The sequence below is a fragment of the Azospirillum canadense genome (genome assembly GCF_025961225.1).
Classification (GTDB): domain Bacteria; phylum Pseudomonadota; class Alphaproteobacteria; order Azospirillales; family Azospirillaceae; genus Azospirillum; species Azospirillum canadense.
The window spans coordinates 2,990,334-3,005,527 of record NZ_JAOQNG010000001.1; the positions used below are offsets into that span (position 1 = coordinate 2,990,334).

The following is a 15,194-nucleotide window of genomic DNA, read 5'->3' on the forward strand; positions in this document are numbered from 1 at the left end:
TTTGAGGCCGGTCCAAGCCCACCTGGAAGCGGCGGCAGGCGAATGTCCACGACCTCCTGGGCTCCTTCCAGGGGGCGTGGATCTCATCCCAGGAATCGCGCCGGCTGTCACCGTCGGCACCGGCGGTCCGCACGGCATCGTGGCACCGGAGATCCAGGCTCCCCTGGAACGGCCGCGGCGACCCCCCGGTGTAAATACCCCGTGCCCGGATGGGCAACCGTCACCATGAGGTTCCGCCATGATCACCGACATCCGCCGCAACTCCGCCTCCTGCTGCCACACCGCCGTCCTGGTTCTGGACCTCCTGAACTGGTCCCGGTTCCACAGTTTCTTCCACGACGGCGAGAACGGCGTCACGATCCTGGATGCCCGCCAGGACGGCGAGGACCGGATTGTTGTGCGGGCTCAATGCTCGTCCCAGGCCGTCCTGGACCGGCTCACCGACGCTTGGGCTTGAGCCCACTGCCCATAAAGGGGGGAAAGCGTTCTACCAACTAAAAGGCACCGCTCTCCCTTGCCAAACCCGGAATAAGGGGGGGAAAGTGTTCTTCTCCGAAGGAGAAGACCCACTCCCCCGCCTCACTCCTGGCCTGCCAAGACAGACCAAGCCTAACACTGGGGCTCGCCGCCCCAATCTCGGGCTTCGCCCTCGATTTGGGACTGCTCCGCCCCGTGTTGGTGACTGCGTCATCGACATGGCATCGGGCCATGCCGTCCTGATCTGGGTCATGGTCGCACCTGCGGTGCCCGCCCTTCGCGGTCTCGCTTCGCTCGTCCGCTCCGTCCGGCACCGTGTCCTGGTACGGGAGGGGGGCGGAGCCGTACCGATCCTGCCGCCGGCCCCCTGGCCGGCTCGGGCCCGCTTTCGCTGGCGGAGCCAGCGTGTTGCCGACCTCCTCGCCTCAAACCCGATTGGGCTCGTTCCAGGCGTTGGCCGCGCCGTAGGCGTGGCCAACGAGCCTCTCCCCGTTGGCATCCCGGTTCCGGTCAGCACCAGCGTGAACCCTGGCCCAGGCCGGCCTGGAACCAGCATACGGCCACCGCAACCGTCTGGCCGAGTCTCCAGAATGGCCGGGGGCAGGATGGGGTTCTGCCAAGAACAAAGTCACGGCTGGAGTTTCGACCAGAAAAGATGCGGCATGGTATAAAGTATTTCCAGAAAAATGGAAGAATTGTATGAAGAAACCCAGACCAATTGAGGAACGGCTGATCGAAAACAGCGAGTATGTTCCAGGAACCGGATGCTTGATCTGGAAGGGTCGGGTGGACAAGAACGGGTACCCCGAGATCAAAGTCGATGGACGGCGCGTGAGCGTCCGCCCGCTGGCCTACGCCGTCTTCCGGGGCGAGCCACTCCACTCCGATCTGGTTTCCCGCCCACAGATCCAGATGACGTGCGGCGACCGATGCTGCATCCACCCCGACCACATGACGGTGAAGTCGGACGAGGATCGGCTGCTCACCCAGATCAAGCAGGAGGTCTACCAGTGGGCCCAGATCAAGGCCGATGCCAATTCCCGCTTCCGGTTCATGACGAGACCAGAGTACATCGAGGCTGAAGCCCGCAAGCAGTTGGAAGTCCGGATCGCCGCCAGCCAGCCGCCCAGCCCCGAGATCCAGGACATCCTGGACCGGCTCCGCCGACGTTCTGTTGGCCTCCAGCAAGGCCACGATGGCACCGAGCCCCTGGGCGATCCCCGCCCCTTGCCTCGCTGACCGGCGACATCGCCGCGCCGCAGCGGGTGACCATCGCAGCATCGGCAGGAGAGATTCCATAGGAGTCTGGGGCCACATCCATGTTGCTCTGGAACCCGCTCCCGCTGTGGCGGGTCCAGACAGCCATCCCGAACAGGGCTGACTGAATCCACACCGTCATGGATTTCCCCAAGATCCATGTGGTCCTGGAAATCCTCAGCCAAGCCGCGATGAGACCGGGGTAACGCGCGGACCGACACAGGCGAACATGCCCGCGCACTGCCGCACGGCCGTCTGCCACGCCCCTCCCCGGACAAGATCGTCTCGACGGCTGGCGAAGAGCGACCGACAATGCCAACCGACGATCCTGATCGAGGGCTACATGTCGATCCTCCTCGGCTCCACCAATTCCCCCTCGCGGTCGAGGGGATGGACGATGAAGCGGCCTGGGGCCGCTTTTTTCATGCCCGAAATTTTAAAAAAGGGCGACGGCCCCCTCCCACCCGCTCCCGCGGGCACCCTCCCCCGCTCTCGGCGGACCAAAGGTCCGCCTGCCGCGTCAGCGCAAACCTTTGGTTTGCGCGAGAGCTTCGCGGTGGAGGGAGGGACAGCGGCAGTCCCCTCTCCCGCAACGCGGGGGAGGGTTAGGAAGGGGGCAACAGTGCCTACCCCCGTGCCCGCAAGTACGGCGTCATGCGCCACTCCGCGTAGCGGATCAGCCGCGAGGCGAGGAAGTTCAGCAGCAGGTAGATGCTGCCCGCCACGATGAAGATTTCGAACACCGCGAAGGTCTGGGCGATGATCTTGCGGGCGATGCCGGTGATCTCCAGCAGCGTGATGGTGCTGGCGAGCGAGCTGGCCTTCACCATCAGGATCACCTCGTTGCCGTAGGCCGGCAGCATCTGGCGGATGGCGATCGGCAGCACGATGCGGCGGAACAGCAACGTGCGCGACATGCCGCAGGCGCGCGCCGCCTCGATCTGGCCCTGCGGCACCGACAGGATGGCGCCGCGCAGAATCTCGCTGGTGTAGGCGCCGGTGTTCAGCGTCAGCGCCAGGATCGCGCACCAGAAGGGCTCGCGCAGGAAGGTCCACAGGAAGCTGCCGCGCACCGCCTCGAACTGGCCGAGCCCGTAGTAGATCAGGAAGATCTGCACCAGCAGCGGCGTGCCGCGGAAGACGAACACGTAGGCGGCCATCAGCCGCTCGGCCACCGGGTTGCCGGACAGGCGCAGCAGCGCCGCCGCGAAGGCGACCGCGGCGCCGAACAGCAGCGCCAGCCCGACCAGTTCCAGGGTCACGGGGATGCCGCCCAAGAGGGTCGGGACGCTGTCCCACATCAGTTCCCAGTTCACCGGTCAGGCCCTCCGCACGCCGCGGTTCGCGCGGCGCTCCGCCCGCTCGAACGCCGCCGTCGAGACGGTGGTCAGCACGAGGTAGAGCGCGGCCGCGGTGGTGTAGAACAGGAAGGGCTGGCGGGTGGAGCCCGCCGCCACATGTGCCACGCGCATGATCTCGGCCAGCGCCGTGACGGAGATCAGCGCCGTGTCCTTCAGCGTCAGCTGCCACACGTTGCCGAGCCCCGGCAGGGCGTAGCGCATGGTCTGCGGCACAAGGATGCGGCGCAGGATCAGCCAGCGGCTCATGCCGCAGGCGCGCGCCGCCTCGATCTGGCCGTGCGGGACCGCCTGCACGGCGCCGCGGATCACCTCCGTCGAATAGGCGCCGGAGATCAGCCCGACCGACACGACGCCGACCGTGAAGGCGTTGAGTTCGATGTAGCCCTCGTAGCCGAAGACCCGGCCGATCGCCATGACGATGCCGCCGCCGCCGAAGAACAGCAGGTAGATGACCAGCAGTTCCGGCACACCGCGGACGATGGTGGTGTAGACCTCGGCAAGGCCGTTCAGGACGACGTTGCGGCTGAGCTTGGCCGACGCCCCCAGCGACCCGAAAACAAGGCCGAGCGCGAAGGACGACAGCGACACGGCGACGGTCATCGCCGCCCCGCCCAGAAGCTGGCCGCCCCACCCGTTCGGGCCGAAGGAGAGAAGTTCGAACATGGACACTCGGCATTAGGCCCCTCTCCCGCTCTCAGCGGACCAAAGGTCCGCCTGTCGCGTCAGCGCAAACTTCGTTTGCGCGAGAGCCGGGGGGCGGGAGAGGGGTAGAAGGCAGCGGTTACTTGATCGAGATGTCGTAGCCGAAGTGCTGGGTGCTCAGCTTGGTGATCGTGCCGTCCGTGTTGGCCTCGGCGATCGCCTTGTTGAACAGCTCCTTCAGGTCGGCGTCCGCCTTGCGCAGGCCGACGCCCACGCCCTTGCCCAGCACGCCGCGCGTGAAGCCCGGGGCGAACAGGGTCATGTCCTTGCCCGAGTCGGACTTGACGATGGCGCTGACGGCCGAACGGTCGCCGAAGATGGCGTCGACGCGGCCGGCGGCCAGGTCGATGCCGGCGTTGTCCAGCTTGTCGTAGGTGCGCACGGCCACCTTCGGCAGGTACTTCTCCATGAAGTTGGCCTGGATGGTGGAGGTCTGCACGCCGACCGTCTTGCCCTTCAGGGCCTCGCCCAGCTTCTCGATGGCGGCCTTGCCGGCCGGGTCGTCCTTGGAAAGGTCCACGCGCTCCGCCTCAAAGGCGACCTTGGTCAGCGGCGAGGACTTCATGGTGCCGAACATCGACGGCTCGCTGCCGTAGGGGCCGGCGAAGGTGATGACCTTCTCGCGCTCGTCGGTGATCGACATGGCGGCCATGATGGCGTCGTACTTGCCCTGCTGGAGCGCCGGGATCATGCCGTCCCAATCCTGGGCGACGATCTCGCACTCGGCGTTCATCTTCTTGCAGAGCGCCATGGCGAGGTCCGGCTCGAAGCCGACCAGCTTGCCCGACGGGTCCGTCGCGTTCCACGGGGCGTAGGCGCCCTCGGTGGCGATGCGGATCTTCTTCCAGTCCTTGGCTTCGGCCATGCCGCCGACGGACGCAACAATGGCGCCCAGCGCCAGCGCCGCAACGATCTTCTTCACGGAAAACCTCCTCTGTTCAGATGCCTTTTATGGACGGTTCTTCTGACCGGGCAGGCACTGAGCTTTACGGTTTCACAACGCCAGTCAAGTACATTAAGCGTTCAGCCACCCCTTCAGCCGCCGTTCGACAGGTGACGCGAAAGGAACTGTCGCACGCGCTCCGATTCCGGATTGACCAGAACCCGCTCGGGCGGCCCTTGTTCCTCGATTCGGCCCTGGTGGAGGAAGACGACCTCCGACGCGACCTCGCGGGCGAATCCCATCTCGTGCGTCACCAGGATCATGGTGTTGCCCTCCTCCGCCAACTGGCGGATGACCAGCAGCACCTCGCCCACCAGTTCGGGGTCGAGCGCCGAGGTCGGCTCGTCGAACAGCATCACCTTGGGCTGCATGGCGAGCGCGCGGGCGATGGCGGCGCGCTGCTGCTGCCCGCCGGAGAGCTGGACCGGGTAGCTGTCGGCCTTGGACAGGATGCCGACCTTGTCGAGCAGCGCGCGGGCGCGGTGCACCGCCTCCGCCTTCGGGACGCCCAGGACGTGCACGGGCGCCTCGATGACGTTCTCCAGGATCGTCATGTGGGTCCAGAGGTTGAAGTTCTGGAACACCATGCCGAGCCGGGTGCGCAGGCGATCCACCTGCCGGGCGTCGGCCGGGATGGTGCGCCCGCCGCGGCCCTTCTTCAGCCCGATGGCCTCGCCGCCGATGACAATGCGCCCCTCGTCCGGCACCTCCAGCATGTTGATGCAGCGCAGAAGCGTGCTCTTGCCGGAGCCGGAGGAGCCGATCAGCGTGATGACGTCGCCCTCGTGCGCCGTCAGGGACACGCCCTTCAGGACCTCCAGCGGACCGAAGCGCTTGTGGAGATTGTCGACGATGACGGCTTCGGGGGCGTTGGGATTGGTGGGCGGATGTCGGTGCATTCGGGCCTGTTGGCGGGGAGAGAGGTACGACCAATCATGGACTTCGCCGATAAGCTAGACCGCCGGCCAATCCCCCGCAACGCGGATTTTGCAATTCCCCTCTGGTAAATAGCAACTTACCAGAGCATGAGCACCAGCAGTTGCGGCGCCAGGATGCGCAGACACATCGCCAGCGGGTAGACGGTGGCATAGGCCAGCGCCGGCGCCTCCGACGTCACCAGTGCGTTGGCGTAGGCCAGCCCCGGCGGGTTGGTCTGCGCCCCGGCCAAAACACCGCAGATGGTCAGGAAGTTCAGCCCCATCACGCCCCGCGCCACCAGCCCGGTCAGCAGCAGTGGGACCAGCGTGACCAGCACGCCCCAAGCCATCCAGGGCAGGCCGGCGCCGCTCGCCATCGTCTCCACGAAGCGGTCGCCGGACGCGATGCCCAGCACCGCCAGGAACAGGACGATCCCCAGCTCGCGCAGGGCCAGATTGGCGGCCGGCGGCATGAACCAGACCAGCGGCCCGAGATGGCCGAGCCGCGCCAGCAGGATCGCCACCACCAGCGGCCCGCCGGCCATGCCGAGACGCAGCGGCGCCGGCATGCCCGGCAGGAACAGCGGAATGGAGCCGAGTGCCGCGCCCAGCGTGATGCCGACGAAGACCGGGATCATCTCCGCCGTCTGCAGCCGCCGTTCCGAATTGCCGATGATGCAGGCGACGGCGCGCAGGTCGTCGGGCTTGCCGATCACCGTCAGGATGTCGCCGAACTGCAGCTTCAGCGCGGCGTCCGGCACCAGCTCGATCCCGGTGCGGGTGACGCGGCTGACCACCACGTCGCACACGCCCTTCAGGTTCAGCGCGGCGATGGACTTGCCCAGCGCGGCGTTGGCGGTGACCACGATGCGCTCCCACCGCAGGTCACTGCCCTGGGTGGTCAGCCGCACCTCGGCCGGCACGCCCAGCAGCATGCGCGCCTGCTCCAGCTTCAGCCGCGGGCCGACCACGTGCAGCACGTCGCCGCAGGCCAGCCGCGTATCGGCGGTCGGCACGCGCAGCTGCCCGTCGCGCAGCAGGCGGGACACGCAGACGCCCAGGCTGTCCAGGATGGTCAGCTCGGCCAGCCGCACGCCGTGGACCGACAGGTTCCGCACCGCGATGTCCATGGTTTCCAGCGCCGCGACCTCCGCCCGGCGCGCCGCCTCGAAGCCGCGCGCCTCGGCCTGCGGGTCGATGCCGAAAACGGCGCGCACCCCGGCCATGGCCAGCAGGTTGCCGGCGATGCCGAAGGGGTAGGTGACGGCGAAGGCCAGCCCGGGCAGCGCCATCACCGCGGCGTCGGCCCCCACCTCCTTCAGCACCTGCTGGGACGCGGCCAGCGCCGGGGCGTTGGTCACCCCGCCGGCGAAGACGCCGAGGCCGGAGCCAGCGGCAGCAGGCCGGCCAGAACCAGCAGGGCGGTGATCAGGATGCTCGACCCGACCATCAGCAAAGCGAGGCCGTTCAGCGCCAGCCCGGACTTCTTCAGCGCGGCGAAGAAGCCGGGGCCGACCTGGATGCCGATGGTGTAGACGAACAGAATCAGCCCGAAGTCGCGGATAAAGTCGAGCATCTCGCCGTCGAAACTCACGCCGGCCTGTTTGGCGAGGTGCCCGCCGGCGATGCCCGCGAACAGCACGCCGCCGATGCCCAGCCCCACGCCGCGCAGCTTGACGTGCCCCAGCGCCAACCCCGCGGCGGAGGTGACGCCCAGCATGAAGACCACCCGCGCGATGGGCGGCATGCCCTGAAAAACGTTGATAAAGATTGCGGCGAACAGGTCGGCGAGCGCGTGCATGGCCCAGTTCCTCGCGGTGGAGGGAAAGGACCGCCCCCGCCCCTACCAGAGGAAGAGGACGATCAACTGGGGGGCCAGGATACGCAGGAACATTACCACCGGGTAAACCGTGGCGTAGGCCAGGGCCGGCGCCTCCGACGCGCTCATGGCGTTGGCGAAGGCGAGGGCTGGCGGATCGGTCATGCTGCCGGCCAGAAGCCCGCAGATCGTCAGATAATTCTGCCGTTTCACGGCGCGGGCGTAGAGCCCGACGACGAGCAGTGGAATCAGTGTGACCAGCGCGCCGCAGCCGATCCACAGCAGCCCGTCGCCCTCCACCAGCGTCTCCACGAAGCGGTCGCCGGACAGCAGCCCGACCACCGCCAGGAACAGCACGATGCCGATCTCGCGCAGCGCCAGGTTGGCGGCCGGCGGCATGAACCACACCAGCGGCCCGATGTGCCCGATGCGCGCCAGCAGGATCGCCGCGACCAGCGGCCCGCCGGCCAGCCCCAGCTTCATCGGGGTCGGCATGCCCGGCAGGTAGATGGGGATGGAGCCCAGGATCACGCCCAGCATGATGCCGAGGAAGACCGGCACGAACTCCACCTGCTGGAGCCGGCGCGCCGAGTTGCCCATCAGCGCCGCCACCCGGTGCAGGTCGGACGGCTTGCCGATGGCGGTCAGGATGTCGCCGAACTGCAGGTGCAGCGCCGGGGTCGGCACCAGTTCGACGCCGGCGCGGTTCACCCGGCTAACCACCACGTCGTAAGCGTCGGCGAGACTCAGCTGCCCGATGGTCTTGCCCAGCACATGCTCGTTGGTGACGACCAGCCGCTCCCACCGCATGTCGGTGCCCTTGGTGGTCAGCGTCACCTCCGCCTCCTGCCCGAGATAGGTCTTCATCCGCTCCAGCTTTTCCCGCGGACCGACCAGATGCACCACGTCGCCCGGGTGCAGGCAGGTGTCCGGGTGCGGCACCTGGAGGTGCCCTTCCCGCAGCAGCCGCGACACCATCACGCCCAGGTCGCCGAACAGCTGGATGTCGCGCAGCGGCGTGCCGAAGGCCGCCGGGTTGCGCACGGCGACGTCCAACGTCTCCAGCGTCTCCACCTCCGCGCGGCGCGTACGCTCGAACGCCTCCGCCTCTGCCACGGGGTCGACTCGGAACAGGACGCGGACCACTCCCATGGCGATCAGGATGCCGACGATGCCGAAGGGATAGGCGACGGCGTAGCCGAGGCTGGGCGTGTTGATCTCGGCGGCGCTCGCCCCGACCTCCCGCAGGATGCCCTGGGCGGCGCCCAGCGATGGGGTGTTGGTCACGGCCCCGGAGAAGATGCCCAGCACCGCCGGCAGCGGCACCCCGCCGACGAGGTGGATCGCCACCGCCACCAGCACGCCCAGCCCGACCAGCGACGCGGCCAGCGCGTTCAGCGTCAGGCCGGACTTCTTCAGCGCGGCGAAGAAGCCGGGGCCGACCTGGATGCCGATGGTGTAGACGAACAGGATCAGCCCGAACTCCCGCAGGAAATGCAGGACGTGCAGGTCGAAGGTGAGGCCCAGCGCCTTGGCGACGTGCCCGCCGGCGATGCCCGCGAACAGCACGCCGCCGATCCCCAGCCCGACCCCGTGCAGCTTCACCTGCCCCAGCGCCAGCCCCGCCGCCGCGACGGCGCTGAGGGCCAGCATGATTCGGGCGATGTCGGGCAATCCATTGAACAGGTCGAGCAGGGAGATCATGGAGCGGATCCAGGCCGGTCACGGGTCGCGCGGCGCGCGTGGTTGTGGTTATGGATGCCCGCACAATTCCGCATTGGCAATGGGGGCTTTTCCGGAGGGCATTAGCCCGTCCGATACCCCAATCAAAATTTCGCCACTTTCTCGGCATAGACAGAGGACAGCCGTCAGGCACGATGTGACCAGGAAGGGACGTGACCCCCGTCCCCGACCTCTGCGACACACACATCGCGACTGACACTGCGCGACCGACACCGCGCGACTGATAGGGCGACCGCCACGCGGCGCCCCCAGCCAGGCCCCGGCTGGATCCGCGGCCATCGCAAGAACCCCCTTGCGATGGCCGTTTCTTTTTGGGGCCGTTTCTTTTTGGCCTCTCCGCTCCCTGTGCTATAGCTCCCCGGCCTCCGTCCACAGCACGAGCCCGCCCGTCCCCATGCCCGTCTTCGCCGGTACCGAGCTGACCTGCCTTCGCGGCGACCGGCTGGTCTTCACCGGGCTGGATTTCCGGATCGAGCCGGGGGAGGCGCTGGTCCTGCTCGGCCCCAACGGCAGCGGCAAGTCGAGCCTCCTGCGGGTGATGGCCGGTCTGCTGAAGCCGCTGCGCGGCCAATTGTCCTGGGACGACATCGCGGTGACCGAGGATCCCGACGGCCACCGCTCGCGCATCCATTACGTCGGGCACCTCGACGCGGTGAAGCCGGTGCTGAGCGCGGTGGAGAACCTGGCCTTCTGGGCAAACCTGGGCGGGGCCGCCGACCCGCGCACCAGCGCGCGCGCCGCGCTGGACCGTTTGGGCGTGCCGCACATCGCCAACGTGCCGGGCCGCTACCTGTCGGCCGGGCAGAAGCGCCGCCTGAACCTCGCCCGCGTGCTGGCCGCGCCGGCCACCCTGTGGCTGCTGGACGAGCCCACCGTGGCGCTCGACCGCGCGGCCATCGCGCTGTTCGAGGAAATCATCGCGGAGCACCGCGCCGGCGGCGGCATGGTGGCCGTGTCCACCCACGTGGACATCGCCATGCCCGGCGCCCGCGACCTGCACCTGGACGACTTCACCCCCATCCCGCACGACGCGGACGAGGATGTGGACGAGGATATGGAAGGGGAGCACGCGGCATGACCCGCTTCCTGCGCCTGGTCGGGCGCGACCTGCGGCTGGCGCTGCGCCAGGGCTCCGACGCGTCCATCGCCGTGATGTTCTTCGTGCTGTGCGTCGTGCTGTTCCCCTTCGGCGTGGGGCCGGAGCCGAACATCCTCGCCCGAATCGCGGCCGGCGTGATCTGGGTCGCGGCCCTGCTCGCCTCGCTGCTGTCGCTGGAGCGGCTGTTCCAGAACGATTACGAGGATGGCTCGCTGGAACTGCTGTCGCTCTCCACCCTGCCGATGGAGGCGGTGGTGCTGGCCAAGACGCTGGCGCATTGGCTGGTGACCGGCGTGCCGCTGATCGTCGCGGCCCCCCTGCTGGCCGTGCTGCTGAACATGAACGCGGAGGGCTTCGGCATCCTGGTGCTGACCCTGCTGGTCGGCACCCCCATCCTCAGCCTGATCGGCAGCATCGGCGCTGCCCTGACGCTGGGCGCCCGGCGCGGCGGCGTGCTGCTGTCGCTGCTGATCCTGCCGCTCTACATCCCGGTCCTGATCTTCGGCGCCGGGGCCATCGACGCCGCGCTCAACGGCCTCACCCCACGCCCGCACCTGCTCCTGCTCGGCGGCCTCCTGGCCGGCGCCCTGCCGCTGGCCCCTTGGGCGAGTGCTGCGGCGTTGCGGCAAGCGGTTGAGTAGGGGTCGATCATCGCAGTGCGTTGAGGGCGACGATCATCCCTTTCAGTGACGGAAAGCGCTCCGCAGGTCCATCAACCCGGTCGTCGCGTCACGCCTCGGGATCTCCCCTTTCCGAACACGCAGCCACAAGATGTTGGCGCATTCAACGAGAAGAAGTTCCGGGGCGGCCAAGGTCCGCCCCTCCGCAACCGCTTCGGCTGTGCCGCTGTCGGGTTCCGGAGCCAGCCACTTCACGGCGACGCTCGCATCCACGATGATGGTGGTGCCGAGCCGGTTCATGACCGGCCCAATTGTTCGGAACGCTCGTCGCGCATCTCACGCAGGATGTCGGCACTGTCCGAAAACACCCGGTTGCCGTAACTCGCCCGGCGCTGGCGCATGCGTTCCCAAAAGTCCGGGGGCGGCACGTTGACCGACTGCTCCAGGGTTTCCCGGATTTCCTCCTCCAGCGAACGGCCGGCGGCGCTGGCGCGCTCGTTCAGCGCCCGCAGCACCGATTCGCCGATGTCCCGCACCGTGATCATGCCCATGGGAGCTCCCTGAGAACGCTGGTCCTTTCGCGCATCACGCACCATCGTAGCATGGAACCCCCGGGACGGGGTGTCGTACCGTCTACGCAAGGCCCCAAGGCTTGGCAGAACGTGGCCCCCACCCCGAAATCGCCCTACCGCCGGGGCTTGCGGGATGACCAAGATCAAGGCGAATCCCCTCGCGCTGGGGCATCAGTGCGCTTATATCGTCCGCAGCACGACCAGAGGTCATGGGACCTATGCACCGTTTCGCCAACCCTGCCCGCTTCCAGCGCCTGTCGGCGGCGATCCTGCCGTGGAGCGCGGGGGCGACCGTGATCCTGCTGATCGTGGGGCTCTACATCGCCCTGTTCAGCTCCCCGGCGGACTACCAGCAGGGCAACACGGTGCGGATCATGTACATCCACGTCCCTGCGGCGTGGATGAGCCTGTTCGTCTACGTCAACATGGCCATCGCCGCCGCCTGTGGGCTGGTGTGGAAGCACCCGCTGGCCGACCTGTTCGCCAAGGCCGCCGCCCCGGTGGGCGCGGGCTTCACCTTCATCTGCCTGGTCACCGGCTCGCTCTGGGGCGCGCCGATGTGGGGGACCTGGTGGGTGTGGGACGCGCGGCTGACCAGCGTGCTGATCCTGTTCTTCCTGTATCTGGGCTACATGGCGCTGGTGAACGCCTTCGACGACCCGCAGCGCGGCATGCGCGCGGGCAACGTGCTGCTTCTGGTCGGCGTGGTGAACGTGCCGATCATCAAGTTCTCGGTCGAGTGGTGGAACACGCTGCACCAGCCGGCCAGCGTCATCCGCATGGGCGGTCCGACCATCGACCCGTCGATGCTGGTCCCGCTGGTGGTCATGGCGCTGGGCTTCACCACCTATTTCGTCACGGTCGTGCTGCTGCGCCTGCGGTCGGAGATCGTGCAGCGCAAGATCCAGACCCTGCGCCTCACCGAGGCACAAGGCTAGGGGCGCGGGGCTGAGGAGCGGATGATGGCTGAGTTTTTCGCGATGGGCGGCTACGCCGCGTATGTCTGGCCGGCCTACGGGCTGGCGGCGCTGGTGATGGTCGGATTGCTCGTCGCCACGCTGAAGGGGCTGCGCGGGGCGGAGACGACCCTGAAGGTGCTGGAAGGCAGCCGCCCCGCGCGGCGGCGCCCTCGCCACAAGGATTCCAAAGGGCAGGCCGCGGCCCCGTCCGCGGCGGAGGTGAGCGAAGGATGACCCGCAAGAAACGGCGCCTCTACATGCTGGGGCTCGCCCTGCTCGGCCTGGGTGCTGCTACCGCCCTGACCCTGACCGCCTTCGAGGACAACATCGTCTTCTTCTTCAGCCCGACCCAGCTGCAGGCGCAGCCCGTTGGCGACCGCAACTTCCGCCTGGGCGGGCTGGTCGAGCAGGGCAGCGTGACGAAGCTGCCGGACGGCGTCACCACCCGCTTCGTGGTGACCGACACGGTCAACTCCGTCCCCGTCACCTACCGCGGCCAGCTGCCGGACCTGTTCCGCGAGGGCCAGGGCGTGGTGGCCGAGGGCCGGATGGCCAGCGGCGTCTTCCAGGCGCGCGAGGTGCTGGCCAAGCACGACGAGAACTACATGCCGCCCGAAGTGGCGGACGCGCTGAAGCAGGCCGAGCATTTCAAGGCGACGGCCAAGACGCTGAAGCCCAGCTCATAGCTTGTTTCTAAAGGGTTTATTTCTGAAGGGAGCAGCGGGACCGTGATCCCCGAACTCGGCCATTACGCGCTGGTGCTGGCGCTGTTCGTGGCGCTGGTGCAGTCCGGCGTTCCCCTGGTTGGTGCCGCCACCGGCAACGCCGCCTGGATGGGCGTCGCCCGCCCCGCCGCCGTGGCGCAGATGCTGCTGGTCCTCGTCGCCTACGGGGCGCTGACCTGGGCGCATGTGGTGTCCGACTTCAGCGTGATGAACGTCGTCCAGAACAGCCACTCCGCCAAGCCGATGCTCTACAAGGTGTCGGGAGTGTGGGGGAACCACGAGGGCTCGATGATGCTGTGGATCGTCATGCTGACGGTCTTCGGCGCCGCCGTCGCGGTCTTCGGGCGCAACCTGCCGCCCAGCCTGAAGGCGCGCGTGATCGCGGTGCAAGGGCTGATCGGCGTCGGCTTTCTGCTGTTCATCCTGACGACCTCCAACCCCTTCATCCGCGTGGTCCCGGCGCCGCTGGACGGCAACGACCTGAACCCGCTGCTGCAGGACCCCGGCCTGGCCTTCCACCCGCCCTTCCTCTACGCGGGCTATGTCGGCTTCTCCATCGCCTTCTCCTTCGCGGTCGCAGCATTGATCGAGGGGCGTGTGGACCCGGCCTGGGCGCGCTGGGTGCGGCCCTGGACGCTGGCCGCCTGGTCGACCCTGACCGCCGGCATCGCGCTGGGCTCCTGGTGGGCCTACTACGAGCTGGGCTGGGGCGGCTGGTGGTACTGGGACCCGGTGGAGAACGCGTCCTTCATGCCCTGGCTGGCCGGCACGGCGCTGCTGCACTCCGCCATCGTGGTGGAAAAGCGCGACGCGCTGAAGACCTGGACCATCCTGCTGGCGATCATCACCTTCTCGCTCTCGCTGATGGGCACCTTCCTGGTGCGCTCCGGCATCCTAACCTCGGTGCACGCCTTCGCGGTGGACCCGGCACGCGGCGTCTTCATCCTGGTTCTGCTGGGCATCGCCACCGGCGGCTCGCTCCTGCTCTACAGCCTGCGCGCGCCGACCCTGAAGGCCGGCGGCCTGTTCGCGCCGATCAGCCGCGAGGGCTCGCTGGTGCTGAACAACCTGCTGCTGTCCACCGCGACGGCGACGGTCTTCATCGGCACGCTGTACCCGCTGTTCCTGGACGTGATGAAGCTGGGCAAGGTCTCCGTCGGCGCGCCCTTCTTCAACGCCACTTTCGTGCCGGTCGCCATCCCCATGGTGATCGCCATGGTGGTCGGCCCCTTCCTGGCCTGGAAGCGCGGCGACCTGCCCGGCGCGCTGACCCGCCTGTGGTCGGCCGGCGTCGCCGTGGTCGTGTGCGTCGCCATCGCCGCCTACATCACCAACGGCGGCGGGCCGCTGCTGGCGCTGGTCGGCATTGCGCTGGCCGCCTGGGCCTTCTTCGGCTCGCTGGCGGAGTTCGCGGAGCGCATCCGCCTGTTCCGCGTGCCGGTGAAGGACAGCTGGAACCGCGCCGTCCACCTGCCGCGCAGCGCCTGGGGCATGACCATCGCCCACGCCTGCATGGGCATCTCCATCCTCGGCATGACCGGGACCTCGGCCTGGCAGACGGAGGTCATCCAGGCCATGAAGCCGGGCGAGACCGCCCAGCTTGCCCAGTATTCCGTCCGCTTCGACAGCGTGGGCGAGGTGCAGGGCGCCAACTTCCGCGCCGAGGAGGGTGTGTTCACCGTCACCCGCGACGGCCAGACGGTCGCCACCCTGAAGCCGCAGCGCCGCAGCTACCCGGTCACCCGCATGACGACGACCGAGTCGGCCATCCACACCACGGTGTTCAGCGACGTCTACATCGCGCTGGGCGACCCGACGCAGAACGGCACGGCCTGGATCGTGCGGCTCTACCACCACCCGCTGGTGCCGTGGATCTGGCTGGGCGCCTTGGGGATGATGGCGGGCGGCCTCGTCAGCCTGTCCGACCGCCGCTTCCGCGTCGGCGCGCCGGAGCGCCGCCGTTCCGCCGCCAAGCCCACGTTGCAGCCTGCCGAGTAAGG

17 protein-coding genes are annotated in these 15,194 nt (G+C 68.1%); 8 read left to right on the forward strand and 9 right to left on the reverse strand.

What is annotated here, in order from left to right; genetic code table 11:
- Positions 1-238 precede the first annotated feature (238 nt).
- On the forward strand, positions 239-457 hold the full coding sequence (locus M2351_RS14200) for a hypothetical protein (protein ID WP_264656680.1): 219 nt from the start codon (positions 239-241) through the stop codon (positions 455-457).
- A gap of 719 nt (positions 458-1,176) precedes the next feature.
- Complete coding sequence (locus M2351_RS14205; protein ID WP_264656679.1) at positions 1,177-1,716, forward strand: hypothetical protein; 540 nt, start codon at positions 1,177-1,179, stop codon at positions 1,714-1,716.
- A 644-nt stretch (positions 1,717-2,360) separates the two neighbouring features.
- Here M2351_RS14205 and M2351_RS14210 read toward each other — a convergent pair.
- From M2351_RS14210 to M2351_RS14240, 7 genes are all read right to left on the reverse strand, one after another.
- Positions 2,361-3,050: an ABC transporter permease gene (locus tag M2351_RS14210; protein ID WP_264656689.1), complete on the reverse strand. Its 690-nt coding sequence runs from the start codon at positions 3,048-3,050 to the stop codon at positions 2,361-2,363.
- Positions 3,051-3,053: 3 nt separating this feature from the next.
- Positions 3,054-3,758 (reverse strand): ABC transporter permease, encoded by a 705-nt coding sequence (locus M2351_RS14215; protein WP_264656690.1) that lies wholly within the window; start codon positions 3,756-3,758, stop codon positions 3,054-3,056.
- Positions 3,759-3,876: 118 nt separating this feature from the next.
- Entirely contained in the window at positions 3,877-4,719 is an 843-nt protein-coding gene (locus M2351_RS14220; RefSeq protein WP_264656691.1) for a transporter substrate-binding domain-containing protein, read from the reverse strand.
- A gap of 113 nt (positions 4,720-4,832) precedes the next feature.
- A complete protein-coding gene (locus tag M2351_RS14225) occupies positions 4,833-5,639 on the reverse strand; it encodes an ABC transporter ATP-binding protein (RefSeq protein ID WP_264656692.1) in 807 nt (268 codons plus the stop codon).
- 116 nt (positions 5,640-5,755) lie between these two features.
- Positions 5,756-7,018, reverse strand: coding sequence for a putative transporter (locus tag M2351_RS14230; protein ID WP_264656693.1), 1,263 nt, complete (start codon positions 7,016-7,018; stop codon positions 5,756-5,758).
- On the reverse strand, positions 7,015-7,458 hold the full coding sequence (locus M2351_RS14235; RefSeq protein ID WP_264656694.1) for an aspartate-alanine antiporter-like transporter: 444 nt from the start codon (positions 7,456-7,458) through the stop codon (positions 7,015-7,017). Before M2351_RS14235 ends, M2351_RS14230 begins: the two co-directional genes overlap by 4 nt.
- A 42-nt stretch (positions 7,459-7,500) precedes the next feature.
- Positions 7,501-9,180, reverse strand: coding sequence for a putative transporter (locus M2351_RS14240; RefSeq protein ID WP_264656695.1), 1,680 nt, complete (start codon positions 9,178-9,180; stop codon positions 7,501-7,503).
- Between the two features lie 433 nt (positions 9,181-9,613).
- On the opposite strand from M2351_RS14240, the gene ccmA reads away from it, so the two are divergent.
- Together ccmA and ccmB are read left to right on the forward strand one after the other, a co-directional pair.
- Positions 9,614-10,297, forward strand: a complete 684-nt coding sequence (gene ccmA, locus M2351_RS14245; RefSeq protein ID WP_264656696.1) for a heme ABC exporter ATP-binding protein CcmA — start codon at positions 9,614-9,616, stop codon at positions 10,295-10,297.
- Positions 10,294-10,959, forward strand: a complete 666-nt coding sequence (ccmB, locus tag M2351_RS14250) for a heme exporter protein CcmB (RefSeq protein WP_264656697.1) — start codon at positions 10,294-10,296, stop codon at positions 10,957-10,959. Before ccmA ends, ccmB begins: the two co-directional genes overlap by 4 nt.
- A gap of 42 nt (positions 10,960-11,001) precedes the next feature.
- On the opposite strand, the gene M2351_RS14255 is transcribed toward ccmB, so the two are convergent.
- Both M2351_RS14255 and M2351_RS14260 read right to left on the reverse strand, forming a co-directional pair.
- Entirely contained in the window at positions 11,002-11,238 is a 237-nt protein-coding gene (locus M2351_RS14255) for a type II toxin-antitoxin system VapC family toxin (protein ID WP_264656698.1), read from the reverse strand.
- Positions 11,235-11,489, reverse strand: coding sequence for a FitA-like ribbon-helix-helix domain-containing protein (locus M2351_RS14260; RefSeq protein ID WP_264656699.1), 255 nt, complete (start codon positions 11,487-11,489; stop codon positions 11,235-11,237). The genes M2351_RS14255 and M2351_RS14260 overlap by 4 nt, the downstream gene beginning before the upstream one ends.
- A gap of 239 nt (positions 11,490-11,728) precedes the next feature.
- Here M2351_RS14260 and M2351_RS14265 point away from each other — a divergent pair, with 239 nt between their 5' ends.
- From M2351_RS14265 to M2351_RS14280, 4 genes are read left to right on the forward strand one after another with little or no spacing between them, the layout of a single operon-like run.
- Positions 11,729-12,448: a heme ABC transporter permease gene (locus M2351_RS14265; protein ID WP_264656700.1), complete on the forward strand. Its 720-nt coding sequence runs from the start codon at positions 11,729-11,731 to the stop codon at positions 12,446-12,448.
- 24 nt (positions 12,449-12,472) lie between these two features.
- Complete coding sequence (ccmD, locus tag M2351_RS14270; RefSeq protein WP_264656701.1) at positions 12,473-12,703, forward strand: heme exporter protein CcmD; 231 nt, start codon at positions 12,473-12,475, stop codon at positions 12,701-12,703.
- Positions 12,700-13,155 carry a cytochrome c maturation protein CcmE gene (ccmE, locus tag M2351_RS14275; protein WP_264656702.1) on the forward strand — a complete coding sequence of 152 codons (456 nt, stop codon included), beginning with the start codon at positions 12,700-12,702 and terminating at the stop codon, positions 13,153-13,155. Before ccmD ends, ccmE begins: the two co-directional genes overlap by 4 nt.
- Before the next feature lie 42 nt (positions 13,156-13,197).
- Positions 13,198-15,192, forward strand: coding sequence for a heme lyase CcmF/NrfE family subunit (locus M2351_RS14280; protein WP_264656703.1), 1,995 nt, complete (start codon positions 13,198-13,200; stop codon positions 15,190-15,192).
- The last annotated feature ends 2 nt before the right edge of the window (positions 15,193-15,194 follow it).

Coding starts and splice junctions, on each gene's coding strand:
- M2351_RS14200 (WP_264656680.1), top strand. CDS start 239: ATGATCACCGACATCCGCCGCAACTCCGCCTCCTGCTGCCACACCGCC.
- M2351_RS14205 (WP_264656679.1), top strand. CDS start 1,177: ATGAAGAAACCCAGACCAATTGAGGAACGGCTGATCGAAAACAGCGAG.
- M2351_RS14215 (WP_264656690.1), bottom strand. CDS start 3,758: ATGTTCGAACTTCTCTCCTTCGGCCCGAACGGGTGGGGCGGCCAGCTT.
- M2351_RS14225 (WP_264656692.1), bottom strand. CDS start 5,639: ATGCACCGACATCCGCCCACCAATCCCAACGCCCCCGAAGCCGTCATC.
- M2351_RS14235 (WP_264656694.1), bottom strand. CDS start 7,458: ATGCACGCGCTCGCCGACCTGTTCGCCGCAATCTTTATCAACGTTTTT.
- M2351_RS14240 (WP_264656695.1), bottom strand. CDS start 9,180: ATGATCTCCCTGCTCGACCTGTTCAATGGATTGCCCGACATCGCCCGA.
- ccmA (WP_264656696.1), top strand. CDS start 9,614: ATGCCCGTCTTCGCCGGTACCGAGCTGACCTGCCTTCGCGGCGACCGG.
- ccmB (WP_264656697.1), top strand. CDS start 10,294: ATGACCCGCTTCCTGCGCCTGGTCGGGCGCGACCTGCGGCTGGCGCTG.
- M2351_RS14255 (WP_264656698.1), bottom strand. CDS start 11,238: ATGAACCGGCTCGGCACCACCATCATCGTGGATGCGAGCGTCGCCGTG.
- M2351_RS14260 (WP_264656699.1), bottom strand. CDS start 11,489: ATGGGCATGATCACGGTGCGGGACATCGGCGAATCGGTGCTGCGGGCG.
- M2351_RS14265 (WP_264656700.1), top strand. CDS start 11,729: ATGCACCGTTTCGCCAACCCTGCCCGCTTCCAGCGCCTGTCGGCGGCG.
- ccmD (WP_264656701.1), top strand. CDS start 12,473: ATGGCTGAGTTTTTCGCGATGGGCGGCTACGCCGCGTATGTCTGGCCG.
- ccmE (WP_264656702.1), top strand. CDS start 12,700: ATGACCCGCAAGAAACGGCGCCTCTACATGCTGGGGCTCGCCCTGCTC.